This window comes from Bradyrhizobium sp. CCBAU 25360, from assembly GCF_028128695.1.
Lineage (GTDB): Bacteria > Pseudomonadota > Alphaproteobacteria > Rhizobiales > Xanthobacteraceae > Bradyrhizobium > Bradyrhizobium ottawaense.
The window spans coordinates 41,659-67,576 of sequence record NZ_LBJA01000027.1; the positions used below are offsets into that span (position 1 = coordinate 41,659).

The following is a 25,918-nucleotide window of genomic DNA, read 5'->3' on the forward strand; positions in this document are numbered from 1 at the left end:
GCACACAAACAAGAAAAGACAGACCGGGAGGAAACAATGAAGATCAATCGCCGTCATGCGCTCCTATCGCTCGTTGCCGCCGCCATCCTGGCCGGCCCCGCGAACGCCGCCGACACCATCCGCGTCGGCCTGCCCACCAAGACATATTGGCCAACGACGATCGCCGAGACGGCGGTGCGGCAAAAGCTGTTCGAGAAGGAAGGCATCCAGGCCGAGCTGACCATCTACCGCAGCGGTGCCGAGACCTTCGAGGGCATGGCCGCAGGCGCGGCCGACATCATCCTCGATCCGCCGTCGCTGGTCTCCGCCGGGCGCAAGAAGGGCGTGATGTCGCGCATCGTCGCCAACGCCGCGATGGGCAATTTCGGCTGGCAGCTGATGGTGCCGACCAAATCCACGCTCGACGTCAAGGACCTCAACGGCAAGAAGGTGGCGATCACCGCGGCCGGCTCGGGCTCGGACCTGCTCGCGCTGTGGACCATTCAGGACAAGAAGATCGACTTCACGCGCGTGCCCGTCGGCGGTGGCGGCCTGGTGCCGAACCTGCTCGCCGGCAATGTCGAGGCCGCCGTGGTCTATTCGCCGCTGAGCTTCCAGATCTCGAAATCCGGCGAAGCCAAGACCATTCTCGACTATTCGACCGCTGTGCCGCCGAACCTCGCCGCGGGCTGGATCGTGCTCGACAAGTTTGCCGATGCAAAACCCCAGATGGTGCAGAAGGCGGTGAACGCCCTCTACGGCGCGGTCGCATTCATGCGGGCCAATCGCGACGTCACCGTCAAGCTGATCGCCGAGCTCTACGAAATGCCGCCGGAGATCGCCGGCCTCGAATACGACAACACCATCATGAAGCTGGAGACCAGCGGCGACATGGGCGCGGCCAACGTCAGCGCCGCCGTGCAGCTGTCGCTCGATCTCGCCAAGCTCGGCGGGCTCAAGGACATCGTGCCCGCCGAGGACGTGATCTCGACCAAGTTCAAGCCCGTCCCGACCAAGCCGTAACGATGCAGGGCACGCTCGCCATCAACCTCGCGCGGATCGCGATCATCGTCGCGGTCCTGGCGCTGTGGGAAATGCTGTCGCGCACCGGCATCGTCAATCCGCGGCTGCTGCCGTCGGCCTCCGACACATTCGTGACGCTCGGCGAACTGCTGCAGCGCGCCGCGGTGCAGAAGGATTTGATGGTCACCGCGACCGAGGTGCTGACGGCGTTCGCGCTGGCCGTGCCGTTCGGCGCGCTGATCGGCTTCCTGGTCGCGGAGAACCGCTACTTCGCCGATGTCGCCAAGCCGCTGCTGTTCTTCGCCTTCAGCATCCCGAAGTCGATCTTCCTGCCGATGTTCATCCTGGTGTTCGGCGTCGGCTTTGCCCAGAAGGTCGGCTTCGGCTTCTTCTCCACGATCTTCATCGTGATCATGTCGACCACCACCGCGGTGGAGTCGGTCAAGGTCGAGCATCTGACGGTGGCACGCTCCTATGGCGCCACGCGGATGCAGACCGCGTTCCGGGTCTATCTGCCGAGCATGCTGCCGGTGCTGCTGGAGGCCTTGCGGATCTCCATGATCTTCAACCTCACCGGCGTCATCCTCGCCGAGATGTACGCCTCGCGCGACGGCATCGGCCACCAGATCGCGACCTGGGGCGAGAATTTCCAGATGAAGCAGCTCCTCGCCGGCGTCGTGATGGTCGCCGCGATCGCCATGACCTTCAACGAACTTGTCAGATGGGTGGAAACGCGATGCAGCCATTGGCGAACGTGACCCAATTGAAGCCCGCCCCGCGCGCCGGCGCGATCGAGGTGAAGAATGTCGGCCAGGTGTTCAAGACCCGGTCGCAGGACGTCGTCGCGCTGGAGGACGTCTCCCTCGAGGTCAAGCCCGGCCGCTTCGTGGTGCTGGTCGGACCCAGTGGCTGCGGCAAGTCCACCCTCCTGATGATGATGGCGGGCCTGCGCCAGCAGACCGCGGGCACGATCACCATCAGCGGCGCGCCGATCCTGCAGCCCGACCCCGACAGGGTCGGCGTGGTGTTCCAGGAAGCGAGCCTGTTTCCCTGGCTGACGGCCGAGGACAATGTCGAGTTTCCGCTGGCGCTGCGCGGCGTGCCCAAGGCCGAGCGCCGCGCCAAGGCGCAGGATGCGCTCAAGCTGGTCGGGCTCGAAGGTTTCGGCAGGCGCCATCCGCACGAGCTCTCGGGCGGCATGAAGCAGCGCGTCTCGATCGCGCGCGGGCTGGTGCAGGATCCGCCCGTGCTGCTGATGGACGAGCCGTTCGCAGCGCTCGACGAGCAGACGCGCATGACCATGGGCGACGAGCTGCTGCGCATCTGGGCGGCGACCGGCAAGACGGTCGTCTTCGTCACCCACAGCCTCACCGAAGCCGTCTATCTCGCCGATGAGGTGATCGTGATGTCGGCGCGGCCCGGCCGCATCGTCGACCATCTTCAGGTCCAGCTGCCGCGGCCTCGCACCTACGAGATGCTGAGCGGCGATGCGTTCGGGAGCCTGCGCGACCGCATCTGGCGGCATATCCGCAAATCGGCGTGAGGCGACGATGAGCGCCAGGATCAGTGCCAGAATAAGCGCGAGGACGTTGCGATATCTGATCGTGATCGGCCTGATCGCCTTGTGGGAGCTGCTGCCGCGCACCGGGCTCATTGCCGAGCTGTTCCTGCCCTCGCTATCGTCCACCTTGATGGCCGGATGGACCGACGCCGGCGAATATGGTCATGCGCTGGCAGTCACGCTCTACGAGGTCGTGGTCTCCATGGCGTTCGCCTGCGGCGGCGGCATCCTGCTCGGCGCCGTCGTCGGCAGCCTGCCGCGCCCGCGCGTGTTGATCATGCCGATGGTGTCGAGCCTCTACGCGGTGCCGCTGGTGATCCTCTATCCCGTTTTCACCGTGTGGCTCGGCATCGGCTCGGAATCCAAGATCGCGTTCGCCTCGATCTACGGCTTTCTGCCGACGATGCTCGCGACCGCTGCCGGCATCCAGACCATCGATCCGCAGCTCCTGCTCGCGGCCCGCAGCATGGGCGCGACGCTGAGCCAGCGGCTGGTCCGCGTCATCATCCCCGCGGCGATCCCGACCGTCCTGTCCGGCCTTCGTGTCGGCGGCGCGCTGGTGATCGTCGGCGTCGTCGTCTCGGAGATGCTGATCTCCTCGGCCGGCATCGGCTATTTGATCTCGCGCTACCGCACCATCCTCGACAGCCCGCACGTGTTCGCGGGCGTGCTGCTGGTGCTGTTCCTCGCGATCGGCTTCAACGCCGTAATCCGGTGGATCGAGCGCAAGGCGGCGATCTGGCAGACCGGCACCCGCGCCGGCCAGGCCAACGACGACATCGCGACAGGCGCGATGCAGCCGGCGACCTGAGGTAGCTGCGTGTACGATCTGACCCTGACATTCGACAACGGCCCCGATCCCGAGGTGACGCCGCGCGTGCTCGACATTCTCGGGACGCGCGGGATCAAGACCACCTTCTTCGTCATCGGCGAGAAGCTCGCCAACCCCGAGCGGCGCGGCCTTGCGGAGCGCGCGCACCGCGAGGGGCACTGGATCGGCAACCACACCTTCACGCACAGCATCCCGCTTGGCGAGCAATCCGGGCGCGACACCGCGGAGAACGAGATCGGCCGCACGCAGGACGCGATTGGCGATCTCGCCCATCCGCAGCGCTGGTTCCGGCCGTTCGGTGGCGGCGGCAATCTCGACAAGCGGCTGCTCAAGCCGTCCGTGGTCGACTATCTCACACGCAAAAAGCACAGCTGCGTGCTCTGGAATTCGATTCCGCGCGACTGGGACGACCCCGACGGCTGGACCGAGCGCGCGCTCGACCAATGCAGCCGGCAGCCCTGGACACTGATGGTGCTGCACGATCTTCCGACCGGCGCGATGGCGCATCTGGAACGCTTTCTCGACCGCGCCGGTGCGGCCGGCGCCCGCTTCCGCCAGGACTTCCCGCCGGCCTGCGTTCCGATCCGGGGCGGCGAGATCGCGCTTCCGATCAACGACTATGTTTCCTCCATCGAAGAGAGTGTTTGACCCATGAAAGTCGCAAGCTTCACCATCGCCGGCAGTGCGAGCTATGGCATCGTCACCGACAAGGGTGTCATCGATGCCGGCAAGCGCCTGAAGGCCTATCCGACGCTGAAGACGCTGCTTGCAAAGGGCTCGCTCGACGAGCTGAAGAAGCTCATCGCCGAGAAGCCCGACTACGCATTGCAGGACGTCGCGCTGCTGCCGACGGTCCCCGATCCCGACAAGATCTTCTGCATCGGCGTCAACTACGCCACGCATCTCGCCGAGAGCGGCCACCCGACGCCGGCGCATCCGATGATCTTCACCCGCTTCGCCAACAGCCAGGTCGGCCACGGCCAGCCGATGATCCGGCCGCTGGAATCCGAGCGTTTCGACTATGAGGGCGAAATGGCCGTCATCATCGGCAAGGCCGGCCGCCGCATCGCGCGTGAAGCTGCGCTCAGCCATGTCGCAGGTTATGCCTGCTACAATGACGGCAGCATCCGCGACTGGCAGCGCCACACCTCGCAATTCGCGCCGGGCAAGAATTTTGCCGGGACCGGCGGCTTCGGGCCGTGGATGGTCACGACCGACGAGCTGACCGATGTCACCGCGCAGACGCTGATCACCCGGCTCAACGGCGTCGAGGTGCAGAAGGCGCCGATCTCCGATCTCGTCTTCGACGTGCCGGCCCTGATCGCCTATTGCTCGACCTTCACTGAGCTCGTGCCCGGCGACGTGATCGTGACAGGCACGACCGGCGGCGTCGGCGCCTATCGCACGCCGCCGCTGTGGATGAAGGGCGGTGACGTCGTCGAGATCGAGATCTCCGGCATCGGCATCCTCAGTAATCCCGTCAAGGACGAGGGTTCAGTCGCGGCAACGCGCGCGGCCTGACCAGACGCGCTCACAACAGCGCTCGACAACAATAAGAAGGAGAACCCCATGCCCATGCCAACGCACATCCTGCCGACCACCGTGGTCGGCAGCTATCCGCAGCCGGAATGGCTGGTGAACCGCGCCATGCTGTCGAAGGTGGTGCCGCGCACCCGCCTGCACGACATGTGGCGGCTGCCGGCGGAGCATCTGGAGGAAGCCCAGGACGATGCCACCATCGTCGCGATCCGCGACATGGAACGCGCCGGCATCGACATCGTGACCGACGGCGAGATTCGCCGCGAGAGCTATTCCAACCGTTTCGCCACCGCGCTCGATGGCATCGACGGCGACAATCCCGCGATGATCGTGGCGCGCACCGGCAACACGAAGACGCCGGTGCCGCGCGTCGTCGGTCCCATCAAGCGCAAAGGCCCGGTCGAGCTGCATGACATGCAGTTCCTGCGTGAGAACACCGAGCGTGCGGCGAAGATCACCCTTCCCGGCCCGTTCACGATGAGCCAGCAGGCCAAGAACGAGTTCTACAAGGACGAGGAAGAGCTGGCGATGGCACTGGCCGAGGCCGTCAATGCCGAGGCGCTCGATCTGCAAAAGGCCGGCGCCGACGTGATCCAGCTCGACGAGCCCTGGGTGCGCAACAATCCGGAGCTCGCCAAGCGCTATGCAGTCAAGGCGATCAACCGCGCGCTGCAGGGCATCACAGTGCCGACCGTGGTGCATCTCTGCTTTGGCTATGCGGCCGTCGTGCCGGGTTCGAACAAGCCGGCCGGCTATTCCTACCTGGCCGAGCTCGACGACACCATCGCCGACCAGATCTCGATCGAGGCGGCGCAGCCGAAGCTCGACCTCGGCGTGCTCAAGGATTTGTCGTCGAAGAAGATCATGCTCGGCGTGCTCGACCTCGCGGACCCCGCGATCGAGAGCGTCGATACTGTCGCCGATCGCATCCGCAACGGGCTCAAATACGTGTCGCCCGACCGTCTGATCCCCGCGCCCGATTGCGGCATGAAATACATGCCGCGCGCGACCGCATTCGGGAAGCTGAAGGCCATGTGCGATGCGGCCGCGAAGGTCAGGCGGGAGATTAGCTAACCGATTTCACGGGGAGGCGTCTCGCCGTCGGCCTCACGCCCCCCGCTTCGGCCCGATCGCCTCGAAGCCGGCCTTCTGCTCGTCGGTCAGATCCGCCTCGAAATCGTCGAGCGCATCGGTGACGCCGTTCACCGCTTGCAACATCGTTTGCAGCCGCGCTTTCACGGCGGTGAGGCGGGCCTGCGGTGTCTCGGGCGTCTGTGACGGGCAGGCACTGAGCGTTTCCATGGTGCGCAGCGTGGTGTCCTGGAGCACCTCGAAGCGGGCGCGGGCGGTGTCGTCGAGACGGAGCGTCGAGGCGACATCATCTGCCGGCCATTGCTGCTGCACGAGCTGCTCATACTGACGCTGCAGCTTTTCGTCATAGCGGGGATCGCTGTTGGGGTCGCAGGCGCTCGAAGCCTGCGCATCCTTGCTCGTATCCTTGCTCGTATCCTTGCGCTGCATGGACGCGAGCGCGGCACGACGGTCCTTGGAGAGCGCCTCGAGCTTGGCCTTCTGGCCGTCATCGAGAAGACCTGTGAACTTCGCCAGCGGCGCCTCGATGGCGTCGGCTGCCTTGATCATGGCCTCGATGCGCGCCTGCATCAGCCCCAGCCGTTCCAACGCGCTGGCGGGCGCCTGCGCCGGGCAGGCGGCGCGGATGGTGTCGCGCGCATTGGTCCAGGCGGATGCGAGCTCGTCGAGCGCCACGCGCTGCAATTCGTTCGGCTGCAGGGCGCTGGCGATGCGGTCGACCGGCAGACCGCCGGTGTCGCTGGCCTCGCACAGGGTCTCCGCAGTCGGGACCCGTCGCCCGCGCCGGCCTTGCGGTGCGGTGTAGGCCGCGAGTTCGGTCGCCGCATAGGGCGCGAAGAGCGCGGCATAGATGTCGCCATAGCCGTAAAGCGAGAGGCTGGTCGCATCGCCGAAGACCACGGCATTGGTGAGGTCGTCATGCGCGAACGGCCAGAACACCGGGCCGACCCAGCCGTAGCTGCCGTCGGGATGGCGCCACCAACCCTGCGGTCGGCGACCGCCCTGCCAGCCCGACAAGGCTGCTTGCGCCGTGAGTGCCGCACGCAGGACGTAAGGATTGGAATTCTGGCTGCGCTCGGCGCCGCGCGGATCTTGACGTGGATCTTGCGACCTCAACGCGGCGGAGCGGTATCGGCCGCCCCGCACCGCCATGCGGGAATGGCGCAAGCGCGACATGCCGATCACATGGCCAACGGCGAAGCGTGCGACGCCAAGCGGACCGCCGCGCAATCCGAACTGCGCTTCAGCCTTACCGGGCAGCAGCACTGCCGCCATCATGATGGTCGCGCCTGCCAGCGCCAGTCCCATGCGTCCTGACACGACCGCTGACCTGACCAATTCGGCCTCCTCCCAGCTGCCCGCGCGCGCACTGCGGCGCATCGAGATGACGCGCCGGGGAACCAATTGTTCCCCGGGGGACACAGGGCAAAGCGTCGCGGGCGGCGGCTGACTTCATTCCGCCCGCGGGAGAAGGAGGAGAAAGACCGCGCCCTCACTCCGCCTTTTGCGGCATCACAAACGTCTGGCCGGGATAGATCAGATTGGGATTGTGGATCTTGTCGCGGTTGGCCTTGAAGATCACGGCGTAGCGGGCGCCGTCGCCATAAGCCAGCCGACTGAGCGCCCACAGGCTGTCGCCGCGGGAAATCACCCGGCTGCCGGTCTCCGCCGGCGCGGCGCTGAGGCCATCCGCCGGCGAGGCCGATGCAACGGTCGTCGCCGCCGGCGCCCGCGCCATGACGCGAGGTTTCGGCGCGCCGACCAGCTTCGGCCGGGCCGCGAGCCTGTCGGATGCCGCGGCCAGATGCGGCGAGCCCGACTGCAGGGCGGCGACGACATCCGATTTGTCGTCCGGCTTCTCGGCCTGCTTCACGTCTTGCCTGGCGACCGGTGCCGGACGCGCGGGCGGCGGCGCCGCCTCGGCGATGGTCACCGGCATGGTCCGGCTGGACTGCGTGACCGTGCCATCCGGCGCCCTGGCGCGGAGCGTCAATTCATAGGAGCCGGCGGGAAGCTGCGGCGGGGTCATGACGAACTGACCCGAAGCGTCCGCGACCACCGTATCCAGCGGCTTGCCGTCGCGTAGCAGCTCGACCTTGGCACCCGGCGTGGCCTGGCCCGCAATCACCGCCGCCTCGCCGTGATCGTCGACGCGGGCGACGTCGAAACGGGGGCCGGTGTCGGCGACCGCCAGCGGCGGCTTGACCGGTGCAAGATCGGGCAGCGCCGTGACCTGCTTCTGAATCTCGCCCAGCGCGGCCACCTTCGGCTCGGGGGCCGGCGACGGCAACGCCGCGGGCGCAGGCGGCGCGATGGCGGCAAGCTTTGGCTGGTCCGGTTTGGGCTGTTCCAGTTTCGGCTCGGGCTTGAGGTCGACCTTGGCCTCGACCTTTGGTTCGACCTTGGACTCGGGCTTGGCGGCGACGGCGGTCTTGGTCCCGTCCGGCAGCAGGCGGCGCAGCTCGGTCGGGCCGATCACCAGCACCGTGCCGACCAGTGCGAGCAGGCAAAGAGCAATGAAGGCCTTGGATGCGGTCATCATCGGAAAAGAACCTTGGGTGGCAAATCAGCCGAGGGCGGCAGGGTGCGCCGAATTGGCTGCGGCAGCAAGACGGTCGATGGGATGAGACCTCCGTCCCGGCACTCAGGGATGAACCGGCGCCACCCCGCCGGCGTCAAATCACGCGAGGCCGCATCGCGGCATTTTTTGAGGAATTTTCCCGTGACCGCATTTTGCCGTTCCGCCCCAAATCTCACCCTTGGGGTGGCGCTTGCCCTGACGCTTGCCGCTTCCCCCGCGCTTTCAGCCTCCGGCCCGCCGCCGGGGTTTGTCCTCACCGACAATGCCGAGCTGGCCTTCACCTCGCCCGACGGCGCCACCAAGCTCGAGCAGTACATGAAGGACAGTGAAGACCTCTTCGGCGTCAAATGGCAGGTCTGGGCGCGGCGCGGGGATCAGATGGCGGAGCTGAAGCCCGAGCAGGGCTATGGCGCCGGCTTCCGCTTCACCAGCGACTCGCAATGGCTGGTGCGCATGCAGAAGACTGGCTCGGGCTCGCAGGACCTCTTTCTCTACCATGTCGAGAACGGGAAGTTCGTAAGCGCAACGAAGCAATCGCTCAGCGATCTCGCTTGGGACTATTTCCACAGCCGGTCCGACACGAAGAAGATGAAGCTCGACTACCACATCTCGGCCAATCTCATGAAAGGCACGGAGGATGGGTATCGCTGGCTCGGCGTCGACTGGCCCAACAACCGCTACCTGCTGATCTCGCTGTCAGGCGAAATGGACAAGCATCCGAAGAACGTCGCCGTGAAGGGACTCGCCGACTGGAAATGCCGCTATGACCTCAAGACCGGCAAGTTCGATGTCCCCGCGATGTTCGCCAAGGGCAATGCGGAAGCGCTTGAGTGGGAGATCAGGCGGTGAGTACACCGCAATCGCCGCGATCGCTGGAACCAACCCTCTGATTTCGTTCCGATTCATAGTTTTCTAACCCTCGCTGGTAACGGGGTCTTGTCGGTTTTGCTGCACCTTGCATCCCACGGGAGGGCTGGATGGGCACATCGATCCGATGGACCGCGCGCATGCGCGCGCTGCTCCGTCGCTGGCGGGGAGCGCCACTGACATGGCTGATCGTCGGCGGCTTCGTGCTGATGGCCGCGACCGCAATCGGCACCGCGCTCACCGTCGACCGCTTCCGGCAGAATGCAATCGAGAGCGGCCGCGACAGCCTTGAAAATTCCGTGCGCCTGCTGGCCCGGCATTTCGACCGCGAGTTCGAGGATTTCGCGGTGCTGCAGAAGAGCATCATCACCGAGCTCGAGAGCCGCGGCATCGAATCCGCCGACATCTTCCGCAGCGAGATGGGCACGCTGGCCATGCACGAGGTGCTGCGTGCGAAAGCCAGCGGCTGGACCGACGTCGCCGGCGCCAATCTGTTCGATTCCAGGGGCATGCTGATCAACTCGTCGCGGCGCTGGCCGGTCCCCGACGTCTCGGTCGCGGACCGCGGCTACTTCAACCGCCTCAAGAACGATCCGACTGCGCAGGAAGACGTGGAGGTGGTGAACGGCCGGCTCGGCAGCGGACCGGCGATCGTGTTCGCGCGGCGCGTGTCCGGCCCGCATGGCGAATTCCTCGGGCTGGTCTCGCGCGCGATCGCGCCCGAGCAGTTCGAATCCTTCTTCGCCTCGACCGGGCTCGGCGAGGAATCCTCGATCGCGATGCACCACCAGAACGGCCAATTGCTGGCGCGCGTTCCGCGTGTCGATGCGATGATCGGGCAGAACTTTCGCAAGGGCACGCCGGAGCAGGTGGCGGTGTTCGACCGCACCTTTGTCACCACGCAGCTCGCCAGCCCGATCGACGGCAAGGACCGCATCGTCGCCTCGCGCCTGCTCGCCGGCGAGCCGCTGGTCGTGGTCGCGACCAAGTCGCTGGATGCGACGCTTGCGACCTGGCGCACGCAGACGAAATTCTTCGTCACCGTCGCCGTGCTGTCGATCGGCCTGCTGGTGCTGACGCTGTTCCTGATCTTCCGCCAGGTGACGAACCGGCTCTCGCTCGAAAAGCAGCGGCTCGACACCGCGATGAACACGATGACGCAAGGGCTCCTGATGTTCGACCAGGACGAGCGGCTGATCGTCTGCAACCGGCGCTACATCGAGATGTACGGCCTGTCCGCCGACGTGGTGAAGCCCGGCACCACTTTCCGCGACGTGATCCGGCACCGCCATGACACCGGCTCGTTCCATGGCGACGTCGGGGCCTATTGCGACGACATTCTGAGCCATGTCGGGCGCACCCAGAGCGCCATCGTGGAGACCGCGGACGGCCGCCTGATCGAGATCAAGAACCAGCCCGGCGCTGCCGGCGGCTGGCTCGCGACCCACGACGATGTCACCGCGCGCATCCGCGCCGACGAGCGCATCGCCCATATGGCGCATTACGACGCGCTGACCGACCTGCCCAACCGGGTGCTGCTGCGCGGCCATCTGGAGCGGCGCGTGGCGGAGCTTACCCAAGGCAAGCCGTTCGCCATCCTCTATATCGACGTCGACGAGTTCAAGGGCGTCAACGATTCGCTGGGACACGAGGTCGGCGACGAATTGCTGCGGCAGGTGGCGATGCGCCTGCGCGCCTGCGTCAGCGGCAACGACCTCGTCGCGCGGCTCGGCGGCGACGAGTTTGCCATCGTCAAGGCCGGCACGAGCGATCCGGCCGAGCTGACGGCGCTCGCCGAGCAGATCCTGACGACGCTGCGCACGCCGGTGGACTGCAAGGGCCAGGAGGTCCCGACCGATGCCAGCATCGGCATCGCGATCGCGCCCGACCATGGCGACAATCTCGACGATTTGCTCAAGCGCGCCGATCTCGCCATGTATGCGGCGAAGTCAGAGGGACGCCGCACCTTCCGCATCTTCGCGCCCGAATACGACGCCAAGGCGCGGCTGCGCCGTCAGCTCGAGCTCGATCTGCGCCAGGCCCTCGCCCGCGGCGAGTTCGAGGTGCACTACCAGCCGCTGGTCGATCTCGCGGCCAATGTCGTGACCGGCTGCGAAGCGCTGCTGCGCTGGCGCCATCCCGAGCGCGGCATGGTCTCGCCGGCGGATTTCATTCCCGTGGCGGAAGATACCGGACTGATCGGCGAGATCGGCGAATGGGTACTGAAGCAGGCCTGCCGTGAGGCCGCCTCCTGGCCCGGCCAGATTCACATCGCCGTCAACGTCTCACCGGTGCAGTTCCGCTCGCGGACGCTGGCGTTGAAGGTCGCTGCCGCGCTCGCGGAGTCCGGACTTGCACCGGGCCGGCTCGAGCTCGAGATCACCGAGACCGTGCTGATCCGCGACGACGAGGAGGCGCTGACGATCCTGCAGCAGCTGCGCGAGCTCGGCGTGCGCATCGCGCTGGACGATTTCGGTACCGGCTATTCCTCGCTGAGCTATCTGCACCGCTTCCCGTTCGACAAGATCAAGATCGACCGCAGCTTCATCAACGACATCGGTCAGTCCGAAGATTCCTCCCCGATCGTGCAGGCCGTGGTGCACATGGCCGCGGCCCGCCACATGGCGACGACCGCCGAAGGCGTCGAGACCGAAGCCCAGCGCGAGGTGCTGCGCCGGCTGGGATGCAGCCAGATGCAGGGCTGGCTGTTCAGCCCGGCCGTGCCGGCTGCGAAGCTGAAGCAGCTGCTGGCGTCGCAGGCGGTTGCGGCTTAGCGGCGCGACGCTGAAAGGAAAACGCTGCGGAGTTTATGCATCTCACAAGTGCGGCCTAACCCGCCGGACAAACTTGGACTGAGAAAGACTTCTACCACATCAATCTCGTCGACTCTGCAATGGGTCACACTCGGCTGTCAGCCACAGCCGGCGATGAGGTCCGCCGTCCATCGGCCAGCCGACGTTGATCCGCCCTACTCGCGCGAGCCATGACGCGCGTACTGCTTCGGGACGGCTCCCTTATCCACGGATCGCGGCATTGGCCTTTTCAGCCGCGGCGATCATTGCATCCTTTGCCGATCTGACTCCGGACACGACTTCATTAACGCCAATCATGAAGACATCCTGGATGGGTCTCGATTGCGGGTGGAAAAGGATTGCCTTGGCGCGATCGACATCGGCCTTTTGCAAGTTGCTCAGTGCTGCCTCGGCTGCTTGCCGGCCGAATGCGTTATTGAAAGCCTCGCTCGACCAGGCCGACAGCCGTGTCGTTGCCAGTCCCGCAGCTGCGGTCCGCAACGAGGTCGGCTTGCTCGTTGCCCATAGCAGGAACAGGAAAGCGGCCTGCTTGTTCTTTGATTTGGAATTGATGCACGCCTGCCAGTGCGACATGAAGGGGACGGGTTCGCGGCCGGGGAGATGCGGAAAGGCTGCAAACCCCGCCTGCTTGGCGACATGGCTCTTCGCTGGATTGGAGATGTCGGTCGCAAAGTTGCTGCTATCGATCGCCATTGCTGTCCTGCCCTGCAGGAAATCGTCCAGCACCTGGTACCATTCATAGCTGCCGACCCCGATAGGCCCGGCCTCGCGGAGCAGCCGTCCGTACATGTCGACGGCCGCGATCGCCTCAGGGCTCGCGAAAGCGGCCCTGTTGTCCTTGATCATGGCGCCACCGTAAGAGAACACGAAAGCCATGGCCGCTGGGGTGGAATTGCCGCCCGCCTGGGCTCGCATCGCGATTCCCGATATCGCATCGGTCTTGACTGCCCTGGCGGTCGCGAGCAGTTCGTCGAAAGTCTGGGGAGCCGGCAAGTCCTTGGCTGCCAACATTTCGCTGTTGAGGAACAGGGTCATCGCCTCGGACGTGATCGTGAAGCCGTATCTCTCGCCGTCCGGCCACAGCGAGAAAGTCCGGGCGGTCTTGAGAAGATCGCGCTCGTCATACCAAACAAGATCGGTCAGCGACTTCTTGGAATAATAAGCGTTCAGCGGCTCGAGCCACCCTCCGGAGATGCCCTGGCCGTACGTGGCGAACATGCAAACGTCAGGTGTACTGCTGCCGCGTGCGAGCCTGATCGGTATCGCGCTCAGGTATGTGGTTTCCGGTGCAAAGTCGGTCACGACGTTGATGCCGGTGAGCTTGGTGAAATCCGGCAACAGCGGCGTGATCGCACTGGACCAGGGATGGATCGCACCTGCGAGCGTGATCGCCTGCCCCGCAAACTGCTTCCAGTCGATTGCGGCGCTGGCATAGGCCTGGTCATCCACGGCCAAGCTCGTGCGCGGTAACATGGTGAAGGCCGGCAAGACTGCTCCCGCAGCGCCCAATCCCTTGGCGAAGCTGCGCCGGCTGACGGGCGCGCGACCGCTTGATGAGTTTCCATCCATGATGGTGCTCCCCCAGCTATGGCATTCACAGGATGCGAAGCTGAGCCATATCCGTCAGTTCGCGCCATTGCGAAGCCGGGATGCGTGGCCGGGAATGTTGGGTTCCCGGGTCCCGCGCCAACGCGCATGTGCTATCGTTGCGTGCATGCGCTGCCCGCCATTCTATCACGCGACCGCCGGGCGGTCACCGAAGACACGAAGCCGATGCCAGCTTTTGCTCGGAGCCACTTTTCGCGATGGTTTGCACGACCGCTGATCCCTGTGATTGCAGCGCTTCTGACGTTGTCCGCGGTGACCGGATTGCTCGGTCTCCAAAGCTGGCGTGACGGCGAGGCGATCAATCTCTCGCTCGAGCACAGCGGCCAGGTCATTGACACCCTTGATCGGCTTCGGACGATCATCGTCGACCTGGAGACTGAAAGGAGCGGGTATCTGCTCACCCTCGACCCGGCTTATCTCAAGGCTTACGGCGTCTCGGACGAAAGCGTACGACGGGAGACTGAGGCGCTCCAGACTCTGGTCGCAAACGATCCGTTACAGAGTTTTCGCGCCGGACATCTGGCTCTGATCATTTCAGAAAAGCTGCGTGAGATCGACGACCTCGTCAAAACGGCGGCCCGCGTATCCGGGCAGGCGGCCCAGGCAATGATCCGCGGCATGGACGATATCCGATTGCAAATCGACCTGTTGCAGGACGTTGAGCGTTTTCAGCTCGTAGGTTGGGAGAAGCGCGCCGGGGACCTCGAACGACGCAGGACGCGGCTTGGCCTCGCAGCCGGCGTCATCGGCGCCGTCCTGGTGGGGACCGCGATGGCGCTCGCGCGGATCGAGGCGAAGCGGCGGAGAAAGGCAACCGAGGAGAACGTGCAGCTCCACAGCGATCTCCTGGAGCGCGACAGGAAGATTCGACGCCTCGTCGACTCCAACATCATAGGGGTCATGATCTGGAACCTCGAAGGTTGCATACTTGAGGCCAACGACGCGTTTCTGCGTATCGTGGGTTACGACCGCGAGGATCTCGCCGCGAGACGCCTGCACCGTACGATGTTGACGCCGCCGGAATGGCGCGACCTCGACGCACGTAACATTGCGGAGCTGGAGCTGATCGGGACCCTCGCGCCATTCGAGAAGGAGTATTTGCGTAAAGACGGAAGCCGTGTGTCCGTGCTAATCGGCGGGGCGATGTTCGAAGAGGGTACAAATCAAGGCGTTGGCTTCATCCTTGATTTGACCGAGCGCAAGCGGGCGGAAGAGGCGTTGCGCCAGAGTGAGGAGCGCTTTCGCACCCTCGTGCAATTCTCCTTCGACGTGTACTGGGAGACCGACGCGCAGCATCGCTTTACCCGCCAGGAATTCGCGGAGAGCCTCGTCGACGCGCCGGCGGCGGAGTCGGAGATCGGTAAGACGCGCTGGGAAGTGCCTTACCTTGAGCCTGACGCAGAGGCCTGGCGCAAGCACCGGGAAACGCTCGATGCCCATCTGTCGTTCCGTGATTTTGAGCTCGCTAGGCCGGCCCGCGACGGCAGCAAGCGCTATGTGTCCGTCTCGGGGCTGCCGGTGTTCGATAAGACGGGGTGCTTCATCGGCTACCGCGGCGTCGGGCGGCACATCACCGAACGCAAGCGGGCCGAAGAGGCCTTGCGCTCTGCGCAGGCGGAGCTCGCGCACGCCAATCGCGTCACCATGATGGGGCAGCTCGCGGCCTCGATCGCCCATGAAGTCAGCCAGCCGATCACCGCGATGGTCACCAACGCCGAGGCCGGATTGTCCTGGCTGGCTGCCCAGCCGCCGAATCTGGAGCAGGTCCGGCAGATGTTCGATTGTATCGTCAACGACGGTCTGCGAGCCGGCGATGTAATCGGGCGGATCCGGGCCCTGGTGAAGAAGGCGCCTCAACAGAGGGTAGCGTTGGAGATCAACCCGGTGGTACTTGAGGTCATCGCCCTGACCCGTCTCGAAGCGGCCAAGAATGGCGTACTGGTGCGGACGCGACTTGCGGAGGACTTTCCACCGATTCAAGCGGATCGGGTCCAGGTTCAACAGGTGATCCTCAACCTGATCATCAATGCAGTCGAGGCGATGGGAGGAATGGGCGATGGGGTGCGGGAGCTGCTGATCAGCACCGGCAGAACTGCCTCGAACGGCGTATTCGTCAGCGTGCGGGATTCTGGTCCGGGACTGGACCCGAGGACGATGGACCGCCTCTTCGACCCCTTCTTCACCACAAAATCCAAGGGGATGGGCATGGGTCTGGCCATCTGCCATTCGATCATCGAGGCGCACGGTGGACGGATGTGGGCCGGCGCAAATGAACCTAGGGGCGCCATCTTTCAGTTCACGCTGCCTGTAGAACCAGACGAAACTGTTCCCTCCGGACACGTCGACCCGATGTCGGCGGTATGAGATTGCAGGACCGCGGAGCGAACGACTGTTCTCGGCGGCAGAAGCCCGGCTGTGATCGCCAGCAGCTCAGAACGTCTGCTTCGGGGTCACTTACCGACATCCTGGGAGCAGGGGGCCTCGCCGCGCAGGCTCGCGACGACGGCCGATACGCGAACTCGCCGCTCAAGGGCTGGTTCGCATCATCCGCTGCTTCATGCCGGGCAGCATGATTTGAGCCGCGACGAACTCCACAAGGACAGGATGTTCACACCGACCGTCTGGCGGCCTGCACTTCGACAAACTCGGAATCGGGGTGGCTGACGATGGTGGCAACCATGATGCCGCTGATGATCAGCGACCAGGCGGTGTTCCAATAAATCCAAAACACGAGCCAGCCTCCGTTTTCAATCTCTCAGCCTGCGGGAACGGGTAACGGCAGAGCGATGCCGCGGTTCCCAACACGAGGCGCGGCAGGACCGCGCGGCAAGACGCTATTTTGATTTGGTCGGCGGCGACGCCTGATCGGTTTGGCCGGTGTGGCGCTTTGCCACGACGTCCTCATCATGTTCGCCTTGGTGCGGGCGCGGCGGCGACTTGGGCTGACCGGCCTGACCGCCATGCTTGCCGCCCATGTCGGGCTTACCTTCGAGATCGTTTTCACGGGGCATGCCGGTTCAATGCGCTCGCGCGGCATTGGTTCGCCTTGCGCCGGCCGTTTTCGCCTGTGAACGAGTTCATAGGATTGTCGCGGTTTGCAGTGCACGATTCCGGTGCCCCGCAGCTTCATGACAGCGACGGATTCGACCAGATGCGGAAACGACTCATCACCTGGACCATCCTGACGTCCGCTCTGGTGGCGGTCGCCGTCTGGACTGTGCTCGGACCACCCGCTCATCCGTCCAGTCCGCATCTGCCCTCCCGGACCGCGGCGATGCGGTAGCCGTTCTCCGGCGACCGATACAATTTCGGCATCGATCGATCCCAACTGGAATTTGGTGCGGCGGCGCGCCGCCCGCTATCCTCGCCGGCAAAACGACAAGGCCGCGACCGGCCCTCAGGAGGAGCCCATGTTGAGATCGACCCGACGCATCGCATCTAAAGCGCCACGCGCCGCGATCGCCACCACCCTGTTCGCAGCCCTCACTCTCATTTCTGGAGTCCACGCCGGCATGGCCGAGACCTTCGCCTATGTCGGCAACGCCGACAGCAACGACATCAGCGTGTTCAAGATGACCGAGAGCGGCGAGATGACGCCCGTGCAGACGGCCGCCTTCAAGGGCGTCGACAAGCCCGGCTCCTCGACGCCGCTCGCGATCACGCCCGACCACCGCGTGCTGATTGTCGGTGTCCGCTCGCAGCCATTCCAGGCGGTCAGCTTTGCGATCGATCCCAAGACGGGCCAGCTCAGTCCTATCGGCAACGGACCGCTCGCGGACAGCATGGCGAACATCGCCGTCGACCGCAGCGGAAAATTCCTGTTCAGCGCCTCCTATGGCGGCAACAAGGTCGCGCTGAATCCGCTTTCCGCCAACGGCGTCGCCGGCGAGCCGAAGCAGGTGATCCCGACCGGGCTGAACGCGCACGCCTTCCTGCCCTCGCCCGACAACCGCTTCGTGTTCGCAACCAATCTCGGCTCCGATCAGGTGCTGGGCTTCGCGTTCGATGCCACGACCGGCACGCTGACGCCGAACGATCCGCCCGCCCACAAAGTGCCGGAGAAATCCGGGCCGCGGCACTTCGTATTCCACCCCAATGGCAAGTTCGTCTATCTCATCCACGAGCTGAACGGCGACGTCGCCGCATTCACCTACGAGGCCAGGAGCGGCGCCTGGGACGAGATCCAGCGCACCACGGCGCTGCCGGAAGGCTTTTCGGGAAAACCCTGGGCCGCCGACATCCACATCACTCCGGACGGCCGCTTCCTCTACGCCTCCGAGCGCACCACCAACACGCTCACAGCCTACAAGGTCGACGCCGCCAGCGGCAAGCTGACCACGATCGGCAGCGTGCCGACCGAGAAGCAGCCGCGCGGCTTCCACATCGATCCCACGGGGCGCTACCTCGCCGCGGTCGGCGAGCTCTCCGACAGCATGACGGTCTATGCGATCGACCAGGGCAGCGGCGCGCTGGCCAGGCTGAAATCCTACCCCACCGGCAAGAAGCCGAACTGGGTGGAGTTCCTGAACCTGCCGTGAGGGGCGCCGCCGCCGACCTACGTAATCATCCGTAATTTCGGAAGGCGCGCCTTGTCGTCATATCATCGGTCATGGACCGTCAGATCGTCTTCAAATGCCCGCAGACCGGCATGAACGTGCAGCATCGGCTCGGCGACGAGCCCGCCGACCGCACGCATGTGTCGGTGTCCTGTCCGGCCTGCACGCGCCTGCATTTGATCGACCGGGCCAACGGCAAGCTGCTGGGTGAGCGCCGCGGCTGACGGGCCGTTTAGGCCCGCGCCGCGACCTGTGCCGTGACCTGCGCCGTGACGTCCTCGACATGGTGCAGCAGATAGACCAGATGGCCCGTCGTGTCGTGGATCGGCGAGTTGATCGGCTGCCAATGACGCTCGACGAAGGTGCCGCCGGGATCGCGGATGTCGTAACGCTGGATCGCCATGGCATGGGCCCGCCCGGTTTCGCCGACGATCCTCAAGCTGCTGTAGAGATTGCTGACGCCATCGGCGAGCGGATCGTCGGGATTATCAGGGAACATCTCGAACAGCGAGCGGCCGACGATTTCGGCCCGGCTGGTCAAAGTCGCGGCTGCATAGGCATCGTTGACGTCGACGATCACGAGGCCCGGCCCCGGGTCCAGCAGCATATAGGGATGCGGGGAGGCATCGAATTCGGGCTGGAATTGCTGCCGGATCGTGTCGGTGTCGCCGTGCTGCCGCCGGCGCTGTTCGAACGGCGTCGTATCGGCCCCTGATGCCGCCGAGTTCAGCAGCGCCAACTGGCGCTTGGCCGATGCCAGCAGCGCGCGCACGGTGTTCTGGACCGTCGGGTCGGCCGTTTCATTGAGCAGCCGCTCGAAATGAACGATATTCTGCTCGCAAACGAACCGTTGCATACCGCCTCGACCATGAGCTGTGCGGCCGCCCTGCCGCGTCATCCTGATTCTAGTTCCTTACAGGCGCCCCCGGCAGATGAGAAGACCGTGATCGGCGGCACTTTGGGAGTAGTGCCGACCGCGGCGCGCCCGCCCGGGAAAAGCGAACCTGTTGCCCAATCCAGCGACTAATCAAAGACTTGCTGCGACGGCCCGCGGCGGCGTGGCCACCCTTTTTGGGACAACGCTGCCGTAGTCCGCAGCCCTGCCATCTGCTATCGATTGGAGGCATAGCCCCCGTGGAATTTCCGATGCGTCATTTGCCCCGTGCCGTCGTTCGAAGCCTGTGCCCCGCAGCCGTCGCCGGCATGCTCATCCTCGGTCCCGATCCGGCCGCAGCCGCCGATGACGACGCGCCCAGGGGGCCGGCGGTCACGGTGCTGAAGGTCGCAAAATCCTGCTTCTCCGACATCGTCGAGGCCACCGGCACGATCATCGCGCGGGAGGAAACCTCGGTGCGGCCCGAACGTCCGGGCCTCAAGGTCACGGACGTGCTGGCCGAAGCCGGCGACACCACCACCGCCGGCCAGGTGCTGGCGCGGCTGGCGCTCCCCGAGGGCGGCACGCTGCAGGTCACCGCACCGGTGGCGGGCGTGATCGCGACGTCGACCGCGCAGATCGGCAACTTCGCCTCGGCCAAGGGCGAGGCCTTGTTCACGATCGTGGCGCGCAGCGAATACGATCTCGTCGGTCTGGTGGCAACCACCGACATGCGCAAGCTCGCGGTCAATCAGCCGGCGACCGTGCGGATCGCGGGCGCCGGCGACATCGACGGCAAGGTGCGCCGCATCGGTCCGACCGTGGAGCCGAACATCCAGCAGGGCATGGTCTATATCGGCATCTCCTCGCAGAAGCGGCTGCTGCTGAAGGCGAGCGGACGCGCGCTGATCAAGACCGGGCAGAGCTGCAACGTCGCGGTGCCGCTGACCGCCGTGCAATATTCATCCGCCGGCACCGTGGTGCAGGTGATCCGCCGCAACCGCGTCGAGACCAAGCGTGTCGAGGTCGGATTGATGTCGGGCGGCAATATCGAGGTCCGTGACGGCCTCAACGACGGCGATGTCGTCGTCGCGCGCGCCGGCGCGCTCCTGCGCGAAGGCGATCCGGTGCGCCCGGTGATGGCCGCGGAAGCGGCGAAGTAGGCTTCCTCGTGTCCCGGACGCGCTGCAGGGTGTAACGCTGCTGCGCAGAGCCGGGACCCATCTCGTCACACAGCGACGGTCAAAAAAACTGGGCCCCGGCTCAGCGTCGCATCATTGCATGATGCGCCGCGTCCGGGGCACGAGAGATCGTAAATTTGATAGAAACTAGCCGCCGGCTTCGCCGAAATGGACGTCTTCGAGCAGCGATGAGGAGACGGTCGGGACCTGGTCGCCTTCGCTGGCGCGGGAGATGGCGACGCGGGTCTTGTTGAAGACGCTTTCGGCGCTGCCCTTCGCACTGAGGTTGTTCAGGAACTCGCTGACCAGCACGCTGTGCTCGCCCTTGCCGTCGTCGACGACCTTGCCGGGCGAAGCCGAGGACAGGATCAGCGCGTTGTCGGACGCGCTGATCGGCGCGAGACCGTGACTGTAGGAGCGGAAGCGGCGCTCGTAGGGGTTACGGCGGGAGGCGTCGACGACGACGAGCTTGGCCTTGGCGCCCTGCTCCTTCATCATGTCGATCACGCCGTCGATCGAGACGCCCTGGCGGCGGACGTCGCTTTCCTTCCAGATCACGGCATCGACCGGCAGCATGTAGCTCTCGCGTCCCGCCTGCACGCCGTAGCCGCCGAAGAACAGCATGACGACGGTGTCGCGCTTGATCCGGGACTTCAGGCGGCCCACGGCGCGGACCATGTCGTCCTTGGTCGCGTCTTCGACCATGTCGACGTCAAAACCGTTCTTGCGCAGCGACGAGGACAGCGCGCGGGCGTCGTTGATCGACTGCGTCAGCGGCGCGCTGGCGTCGGGATAATGTCCATTGCCGATGACCAGCGCCAGGCGCGAGGTCTGGCCGATCGAGCCGGTGATCTGGTCGGTGGAGACGGCCTTGGCAGCATCGATCGCGCGCATGTTGAGAGCAGCATGGGCGCCGATCACCAGCGAGACCGTGCCGATCAGGGCGGCGGCCAACGCGATGGTGCGTCGGGAAAGGTCGAGCTGCTTTACATTCATCTCGTTCGTTTCCTGTGCCAAAGACCAGCCACACGCGCGCACACTGTTTGAGTAGCGCGATAGCGTCTTTAGGTTTGAGGGATTGGCCGGGGATGTGCCCCCGAATTGCGCGCAATTTGCGGCGCCGCACCAAACAAACCTTTAACCGCATATAGGGTGCCCGGCAATAGATTGCCCAAAATTTGAGCTAAGCCACTGACGATATTCGTTAATTCTCCTGCGCAGATTTGTTGGTTTTCCCTCCCCGACAGCCTTTTCGAGCCTCGATCCTGCAGCCTTCGTGCCGGCTTTTTCCGTGACTTCCATCACATTTGTATTTCCTGCGAATCCGGATAGCCTTTTCAACGACTTGCAGGGGGTGGCGCGTGGCTGGAAGCGCGCTGGCCGGCCCCCGGCCAAAACCCCGCCAAAGGCCCCGCGACCAGGTATTTCATGAGCTTTCATTATTTTGCCGGCGCCGCCTGCCGGGCGCTGACCGCGCGGAAGGACGGCCCCTCGCTTTACGACGTCTGCGATCCCGTCTTGTCTGCTGCGGCCAGCGGCGATCCGCATCTGGCCAAATTCTACAAGACCGCGCTCGGCAACCCCGCGCTGCGGGTGCTGCTGCGGCGGGCCGGACTGCCCGAGCTGCGCGACGAGGCCAGGCTGACGGCGCTGCGCGCGGCGCTGGCGCGCGCCCGCGACGAGGCCGAGCCGGACTGGGCGGCGGTCGGCCAGCCTGTCGCCGATCTCGTCGACAGCATCGCGCTCGACCATCCCAGGCCGCCGCCGGCGATGTTCACCGGCTCCGCGCCGCCAGAGGCGCAGATCGACGGCGTGATCCGCGACTGCGCGCAGCATCTGCTCGGCTCGTACCGCCGAAACGGCTTTCTGCCGACCTACGCCGCCTTCAATCTGATCGGCGACCCTGACTTTCGTGGGCGCGAGCTGATCATGGCGCTCACGGGCCTCAACGCACGCGGCTACAAGAATTCCTCGCTGCTGTTCAACCTCGCCCGTGTCTTCATCGCGCGCACGCCGGCGCGCGCCGTCGTCAATCCGCCCTGGACCGGCATCGCGGAGCCGATGTGGGAACCGGTGCAGATCCGCCACCGCTCGGCCTATTACGATGCGTTCTTCATCGAAGCGCTGCTGAGCTATGGCGAGACCGGACTCGCCTCGCCGGCCGACAAGATTGCAGCCGAGCGCGCCATCGCCGACATGGTGGATTTCTGCGTCAACATCAGCCGCGAGGAGGTCGACGGCATCGACGGTGAGCGCTTCAACGTCGTCACCGCGCTGGCGCCCGCGCCGCATCCGCGCTTTTCCCGTTACTTCGCGCAGATCAAGCAGGATCTCGGCTTCGGCGTTTACGTGCCGGATTGCGACACCACGGCCTGCTCGATCTCCGCTGCGACGCAGGCCGGCTGCCTTGATGAGATCATCGATCAGCCGCTGCTGGATTTCTATGCCGGCTATCAGGTGCGCGCCGGCGTCAACGAGCCGCGCGTGACCGTGCCGCTCAACGACAATATCGACTATGAGGGCGGCGTCGCGACCTGGATCGACAACCTCAAGGGCGAGCGTCCCTACGGCAACGATCTCGATCCGACGCTCAATCTCGACATTCTCGAGGTGAGCTTTCGCAACCTGGCGCGCTGGAAAATTCTGGAGACGCCGGCGCGGCTCGCCACGGTGCACCGCATCATCGGTTTCCAGAAGCGGCTGGCGGCGAGCGGCGCCTTCGCCAATCCGCGCTCGCACATCTATTATCTGCCCGAGCTCTACAGTGCGTATTTCGGCCGCTGCTATGCGGCGTTCCTGGCGCTGCCGCTGGCGGCCCAGGCCGCGATCGATCCCGCAGGCGATTTCGACTTCATCCGCCATCGCGTGCTGTCCTACGTCAAGGGCGAGCTGATGGCCGCGGAGATGAACGTGTTCGACGCGGCGCTGGCGCTGATCGCGCTCGGCCATCTCGGCGCCGACCCGCGCGCCTTTGCGCCGGCACTGAACGTGATCGTCGCCGGTCTCGGCGAAGGCGGCCGCCGCGGCCCGTTCCGCGCCTATGAGTGGAACAAGATGAAGACGCCGACGCGGATTTTGGTGGGCGGGCCGGAGGTGACGTCGGCGTTCGTGCTGATGGGGCTCGCGGTGGCGAAGCGGGCGATGACGCGGGGGTAGGTCTTCGTAGGGTGGATTAGCGAAGCGTAGTCCACCATTTCAGCACCCGCGGATGCCAACAGCGGTGGGTTACGCCTCCGGCTAACCCACCCTACGAGACCTTCGACGATGACGGGAAGTTGAAAGCCTCTCCGTTAGGCATAAGCTGGCCCGATGGCCAAAAGCCGACCACAATTGCGCGATCTATCGAAATTGTCCCCAACACGCGGGCCGGCATGTTGCGAAAAGTCCTGATTGCGCTGTCTCTCCTCGCTCTCCCGTCACTGGCACTGGCCACGGACATCACCGGCACGGCAAAGGTGCGCGCCGGCGATGCCGTGGTGATCGGCAACACGCGGATCCGGCTCGGCGGCATCGATGCGCCCGCGGTCGACCAGCTCTGCCTCAACACCAAGAGCGAACGCTGGACCTGCGGCGTCGCGGCGCGGGACGAACTCGCCAAATACGCCGAGGGCAAGAGCTGGGTCTGCCATACCCGTTCGATCGACCGGCGCGGCCGCACCGTGGCGCGCTGCGAGGTCGGCGGCGAGGACATCCAGAAATGGCTGGTGCGCAGCGGCTGGGCGCTGGCCTACACCCGCATCTCCAAGGACTACGAGCCCGACGAGGCCGCCGCGCGCGAGGCAAAAGCCGGGATGTGGCAGGGCGCCTTCATCGCGCCCTGGGACTGGCGTGAGCGCAACAAGAAGACCGTCATCCTCGGCGCCACCAAGCCGCCCGACGGGGCGCATGCGGTGCTGCTCGCCTCGGCCTCGGGACCGGTGGCGCCCTCCCCGGATTGCACCATCAAGGGCAACGTCAACAGCGCCGGCGAATGCATCTTTCACCAGCCGACCAGCCGCTGGTACACCCAGATCAAGATGAAGATCAGCAAGGGCACCCGCTGGTTCTGCTCGGTCGAAGAGGCGGAAGCCGCCGGCTGCCGCGAGACCAAGAGATGAGAGCCCCAGACCTGCGTTTTGCGTGCTTTTCTTGGGGGTTCACGGCGCGTAAAACGTGATTCAGCAAACTCACCAGTCCGTTCTCAAGCAACAAGGATCAAAAGCAATGACCGTTCGCGCGGGCCGGGAATTTCTGGCCATCCCCGGGCCCACCACCATGCCCGACGAGGTGCTGCGGGCGATGCATCGTCCGGCGATCGACATCTACTCCAAGGAGATGCTCGACCTGACCGAGAGCCTGCTCGGCGACATCTCGAAACTGTTCTCGACCAAGGGCAAGTCCTACATCTACATCGCCAACGGCCACGGCGCCTGGGAAGCGGCGCTGAGCAACGTGCTGTCGCGCGGCGACAAGGTGCTGGTGCTGGAGAGTGGCCGTTTCGCGATCGGCTGGGGCAATGCGGCGGCGCTGATGGGTGCCGAGGTCGAGGTGCTCAAGGGCGACTGGCGCCGCGCGGTGCGGCCGCACGAGGTCGAGGAGCGCCTGCGCCGCGACAAGGAGCACACCATCAAGGCCGTCGTCGTCGTCCAGGTCGACACGGCCTCGGGCGTGCAGAACGACATCGAGGCGATCGGCAAGGCGATCAAGGCGAGCGGCCATCCGGCGCTGTACATGGTCGACACCGTCGCTTCGCTCGGCTGCATGCCGTTCGAGATGGACAAATGGGGCATCGATGTTGCGATGTCCGGCTCGCAGAAGGGCCTGATGACGCCCCCCGGCCTCGGCTTCGTCGCCGCCAATGCGCGCGCGCTCGAGGTGCACAAGAAGGCCAACATGTCGACGCCCTATTGGAGCTGGAGCGAGCGCGAGGGCACCGAGAATTATCGCAAATACGCCGGCACCGCGCCGGTGCATCTCTTGTTCGCTTTGCGCAAGGCGATCGACATGCTGCACGAGGAAGGCCTGGAGAACGCCTTCCGCCGCCACAGCCTGCTCGGCGAAGCCGCACGCCGCGCGGTCGGCGCATGGTCGGAAGGCCAGGTGCTCGGCTTCAACGTGGCGGAGGCCAGCGAGCGCTCCAACACCGTGACCACGGTGACCATGAGCAACGGCCATGACCCGGCGGTGCTGCAACGCTATTGCAAGGACAAGTGCGGCGTGGTGCTCGGCACCGGCATCGGCGACCTCTCGGGCCAGGCCTTCCGCATCGCCCATATGGGCCATGTCAACGCGCCGATGCTGCTCGGCACGCTCGGGGTGATCGAGATCGGCCTGAACGCCCTGAAGATCCCGCACGGCATGGGCGGACTGGAGGCGGCGGTGGCGTATCTCGGCGACGAGGTGGCGGTGTAGAGGCGCCACATACTACGCTGT

General features: G+C 65.3%; 24 protein-coding genes. 18 read left to right on the forward strand and 6 right to left on the reverse strand.

Features of this window, described 5'->3' with window-relative positions; genetic code table 11:
• Window positions 1–36 precede the first annotated feature (36 nt).
• From XH81_RS05715 to XH81_RS05745, 7 genes are read left to right on the forward strand one after another with little or no spacing between them, the layout of a single operon-like run.
• Window positions 37–1,002 carry an ABC transporter substrate-binding protein gene (locus tag XH81_RS05715; protein ID WP_028143884.1) on the forward strand — a complete coding sequence of 322 codons (966 nt, stop codon included), beginning with the start codon at window positions 37–39 and terminating at the stop codon, window positions 1,000–1,002.
• 2 nt (window positions 1,003–1,004) lie between these two features.
• Window positions 1,005–1,760: an ABC transporter permease gene (locus XH81_RS05720; RefSeq protein ID WP_028143883.1), complete on the forward strand. Its 756-nt coding sequence runs from the start codon at window positions 1,005–1,007 to the stop codon at window positions 1,758–1,760.
• A complete protein-coding gene (locus XH81_RS05725; RefSeq protein ID WP_049801915.1) occupies window positions 1,739–2,545 on the forward strand; it encodes an ABC transporter ATP-binding protein in 807 nt (268 codons plus the stop codon). The genes XH81_RS05720 and XH81_RS05725 overlap by 22 nt, the downstream gene beginning before the upstream one ends.
• A 7-nt stretch (window positions 2,546–2,552) precedes the next feature.
• Window positions 2,553–3,374, forward strand: a complete 822-nt coding sequence (locus tag XH81_RS05730) for an ABC transporter permease (RefSeq protein ID WP_028143881.1) — start codon at window positions 2,553–2,555, stop codon at window positions 3,372–3,374.
• A 9-nt stretch (window positions 3,375–3,383) separates the two neighbouring features.
• Window positions 3,384–4,043 (forward strand): polysaccharide deacetylase family protein, encoded by a 660-nt coding sequence (locus XH81_RS05735; protein WP_028143880.1) that lies wholly within the window; start codon window positions 3,384–3,386, stop codon window positions 4,041–4,043.
• 3 nt (window positions 4,044–4,046) lie between these two features.
• Window positions 4,047–4,916, forward strand: coding sequence for a fumarylacetoacetate hydrolase family protein (locus XH81_RS05740; protein WP_028143879.1), 870 nt, complete (start codon window positions 4,047–4,049; stop codon window positions 4,914–4,916).
• Between the two features lie 48 nt (window positions 4,917–4,964).
• On the forward strand, window positions 4,965–6,008 hold the full coding sequence (locus tag XH81_RS05745) for a uroporphyrinogen decarboxylase family protein (RefSeq protein WP_197905467.1): 1,044 nt from the start codon (window positions 4,965–4,967) through the stop codon (window positions 6,006–6,008).
• Window positions 6,009–6,041: 33 nt separating this feature from the next.
• On the opposite strand, the gene XH81_RS05750 is transcribed toward XH81_RS05745, so the two are convergent.
• Both XH81_RS05750 and XH81_RS05755 read right to left on the reverse strand, forming a co-directional pair.
• Window positions 6,042–7,334 (reverse strand): Spy/CpxP family protein refolding chaperone, encoded by a 1,293-nt coding sequence (locus XH81_RS05750; RefSeq protein WP_049801917.1) that lies wholly within the window; start codon window positions 7,332–7,334, stop codon window positions 6,042–6,044.
• Window positions 7,335–7,518: 184 nt separating this feature from the next.
• Entirely contained in the window at window positions 7,519–8,568 is a 1,050-nt protein-coding gene (locus XH81_RS05755; protein WP_212477539.1) for a LysM peptidoglycan-binding domain-containing protein, read from the reverse strand.
• Between the two features lie 180 nt (window positions 8,569–8,748).
• Here XH81_RS05755 and XH81_RS05760 point away from each other — a divergent pair, with 180 nt between their 5' ends.
• On the forward strand, window positions 8,749–9,456 hold the full coding sequence (locus tag XH81_RS05760; RefSeq protein ID WP_271596079.1) for a hypothetical protein: 708 nt from the start codon (window positions 8,749–8,751) through the stop codon (window positions 9,454–9,456).
• Window positions 9,457–9,584: 128 nt separating this feature from the next.
• Window positions 9,585–12,248: a bifunctional diguanylate cyclase/phosphodiesterase gene (locus tag XH81_RS05765; RefSeq protein WP_038950760.1), complete on the forward strand. Its 2,664-nt coding sequence runs from the start codon at window positions 9,585–9,587 to the stop codon at window positions 12,246–12,248.
• Window positions 12,249–12,488: 240 nt separating this feature from the next.
• Here the strand turns inward: XH81_RS05765 and XH81_RS05770 are convergent, their stop codons facing one another.
• On the reverse strand, window positions 12,489–13,856 hold the full coding sequence (locus tag XH81_RS05770; RefSeq protein ID WP_038950761.1) for an ABC transporter substrate-binding protein: 1,368 nt from the start codon (window positions 13,854–13,856) through the stop codon (window positions 12,489–12,491).
• Window positions 13,857–14,060: 204 nt separating this feature from the next.
• Between XH81_RS05770 and XH81_RS05775 the strand changes: the two genes are divergently transcribed.
• Window positions 14,061–16,259: a PAS domain S-box protein gene (locus XH81_RS05775; protein WP_083859368.1), complete on the forward strand. Its 2,199-nt coding sequence runs from the start codon at window positions 14,061–14,063 to the stop codon at window positions 16,257–16,259.
• A gap of 244 nt (window positions 16,260–16,503) precedes the next feature.
• On the opposite strand, the gene XH81_RS05780 is transcribed toward XH81_RS05775, so the two are convergent.
• Window positions 16,504–16,626 (reverse strand): hypothetical protein, encoded by a 123-nt coding sequence (locus XH81_RS05780; RefSeq protein WP_256379453.1) that lies wholly within the window; start codon window positions 16,624–16,626, stop codon window positions 16,504–16,506.
• 175 nt (window positions 16,627–16,801) lie between these two features.
• On the opposite strand from XH81_RS05780, the gene XH81_RS05785 reads away from it, so the two are divergent.
• The 4 genes from XH81_RS05785 (at window position 16,802) to XH81_RS05800 (ending at window position 18,675) form a co-directional block, all read left to right on the forward strand.
• Window positions 16,802–16,966 carry a hypothetical protein gene (locus XH81_RS05785; protein ID WP_162131006.1) on the forward strand — a complete coding sequence of 55 codons (165 nt, stop codon included), beginning with the start codon at window positions 16,802–16,804 and terminating at the stop codon, window positions 16,964–16,966.
• 80 nt (window positions 16,967–17,046) lie between these two features.
• On the forward strand, window positions 17,047–17,178 hold the full coding sequence (locus XH81_RS05790; protein ID WP_256379486.1) for a hypothetical protein: 132 nt from the start codon (window positions 17,047–17,049) through the stop codon (window positions 17,176–17,178).
• Window positions 17,179–17,305: 127 nt separating this feature from the next.
• Window positions 17,306–18,433 (forward strand): lactonase family protein, encoded by a 1,128-nt coding sequence (locus tag XH81_RS05795; RefSeq protein ID WP_038973085.1) that lies wholly within the window; start codon window positions 17,306–17,308, stop codon window positions 18,431–18,433.
• Between the two features lie 71 nt (window positions 18,434–18,504).
• Window positions 18,505–18,675, forward strand: a complete 171-nt coding sequence (locus XH81_RS05800) for a hypothetical protein (protein ID WP_018321596.1) — start codon at window positions 18,505–18,507, stop codon at window positions 18,673–18,675.
• Between the two features lie 8 nt (window positions 18,676–18,683).
• Here XH81_RS05800 and XH81_RS05805 read toward each other — a convergent pair whose 3' ends face one another.
• The gene (locus XH81_RS05805) at window positions 18,684–19,307 is read right to left on the reverse strand and encodes a PAS domain-containing protein (protein ID WP_028143871.1); all 624 of its coding nucleotides are present in this window, start codon (window positions 19,305–19,307) and stop codon (window positions 18,684–18,686) included.
• 290 nt (window positions 19,308–19,597) lie between these two features.
• Between XH81_RS05805 and XH81_RS05810 the strand changes: the two genes are divergently transcribed.
• The gene (locus XH81_RS05810) at window positions 19,598–20,488 is read left to right on the forward strand and encodes an efflux RND transporter periplasmic adaptor subunit (protein ID WP_028143870.1); all 891 of its coding nucleotides are present in this window, start codon (window positions 19,598–19,600) and stop codon (window positions 20,486–20,488) included.
• A gap of 165 nt (window positions 20,489–20,653) precedes the next feature.
• On the opposite strand, the gene XH81_RS05815 is transcribed toward XH81_RS05810, so the two are convergent.
• Window positions 20,654–21,502, reverse strand: a complete 849-nt coding sequence (locus XH81_RS05815; protein WP_028143869.1) for a caspase family protein — start codon at window positions 21,500–21,502, stop codon at window positions 20,654–20,656.
• 432 nt (window positions 21,503–21,934) lie between these two features.
• Between XH81_RS05815 and XH81_RS05820 the strand changes: the two genes are divergently transcribed.
• From XH81_RS05820 to XH81_RS05830, 3 genes are all read left to right on the forward strand, one after another.
• On the forward strand, window positions 21,935–23,662 hold the full coding sequence (locus XH81_RS05820) for a hypothetical protein (RefSeq protein ID WP_271596080.1): 1,728 nt from the start codon (window positions 21,935–21,937) through the stop codon (window positions 23,660–23,662).
• 215 nt (window positions 23,663–23,877) lie between these two features.
• Window positions 23,878–24,603 carry a thermonuclease family protein gene (locus tag XH81_RS05825; RefSeq protein WP_028143867.1) on the forward strand — a complete coding sequence of 242 codons (726 nt, stop codon included), beginning with the start codon at window positions 23,878–23,880 and terminating at the stop codon, window positions 24,601–24,603.
• 106 nt (window positions 24,604–24,709) lie between these two features.
• Complete coding sequence (locus tag XH81_RS05830; RefSeq protein WP_028143866.1) at window positions 24,710–25,897, forward strand: pyridoxal-phosphate-dependent aminotransferase family protein; 1,188 nt, start codon at window positions 24,710–24,712, stop codon at window positions 25,895–25,897.
• Window positions 25,898–25,918 lie beyond the last annotated feature (21 nt).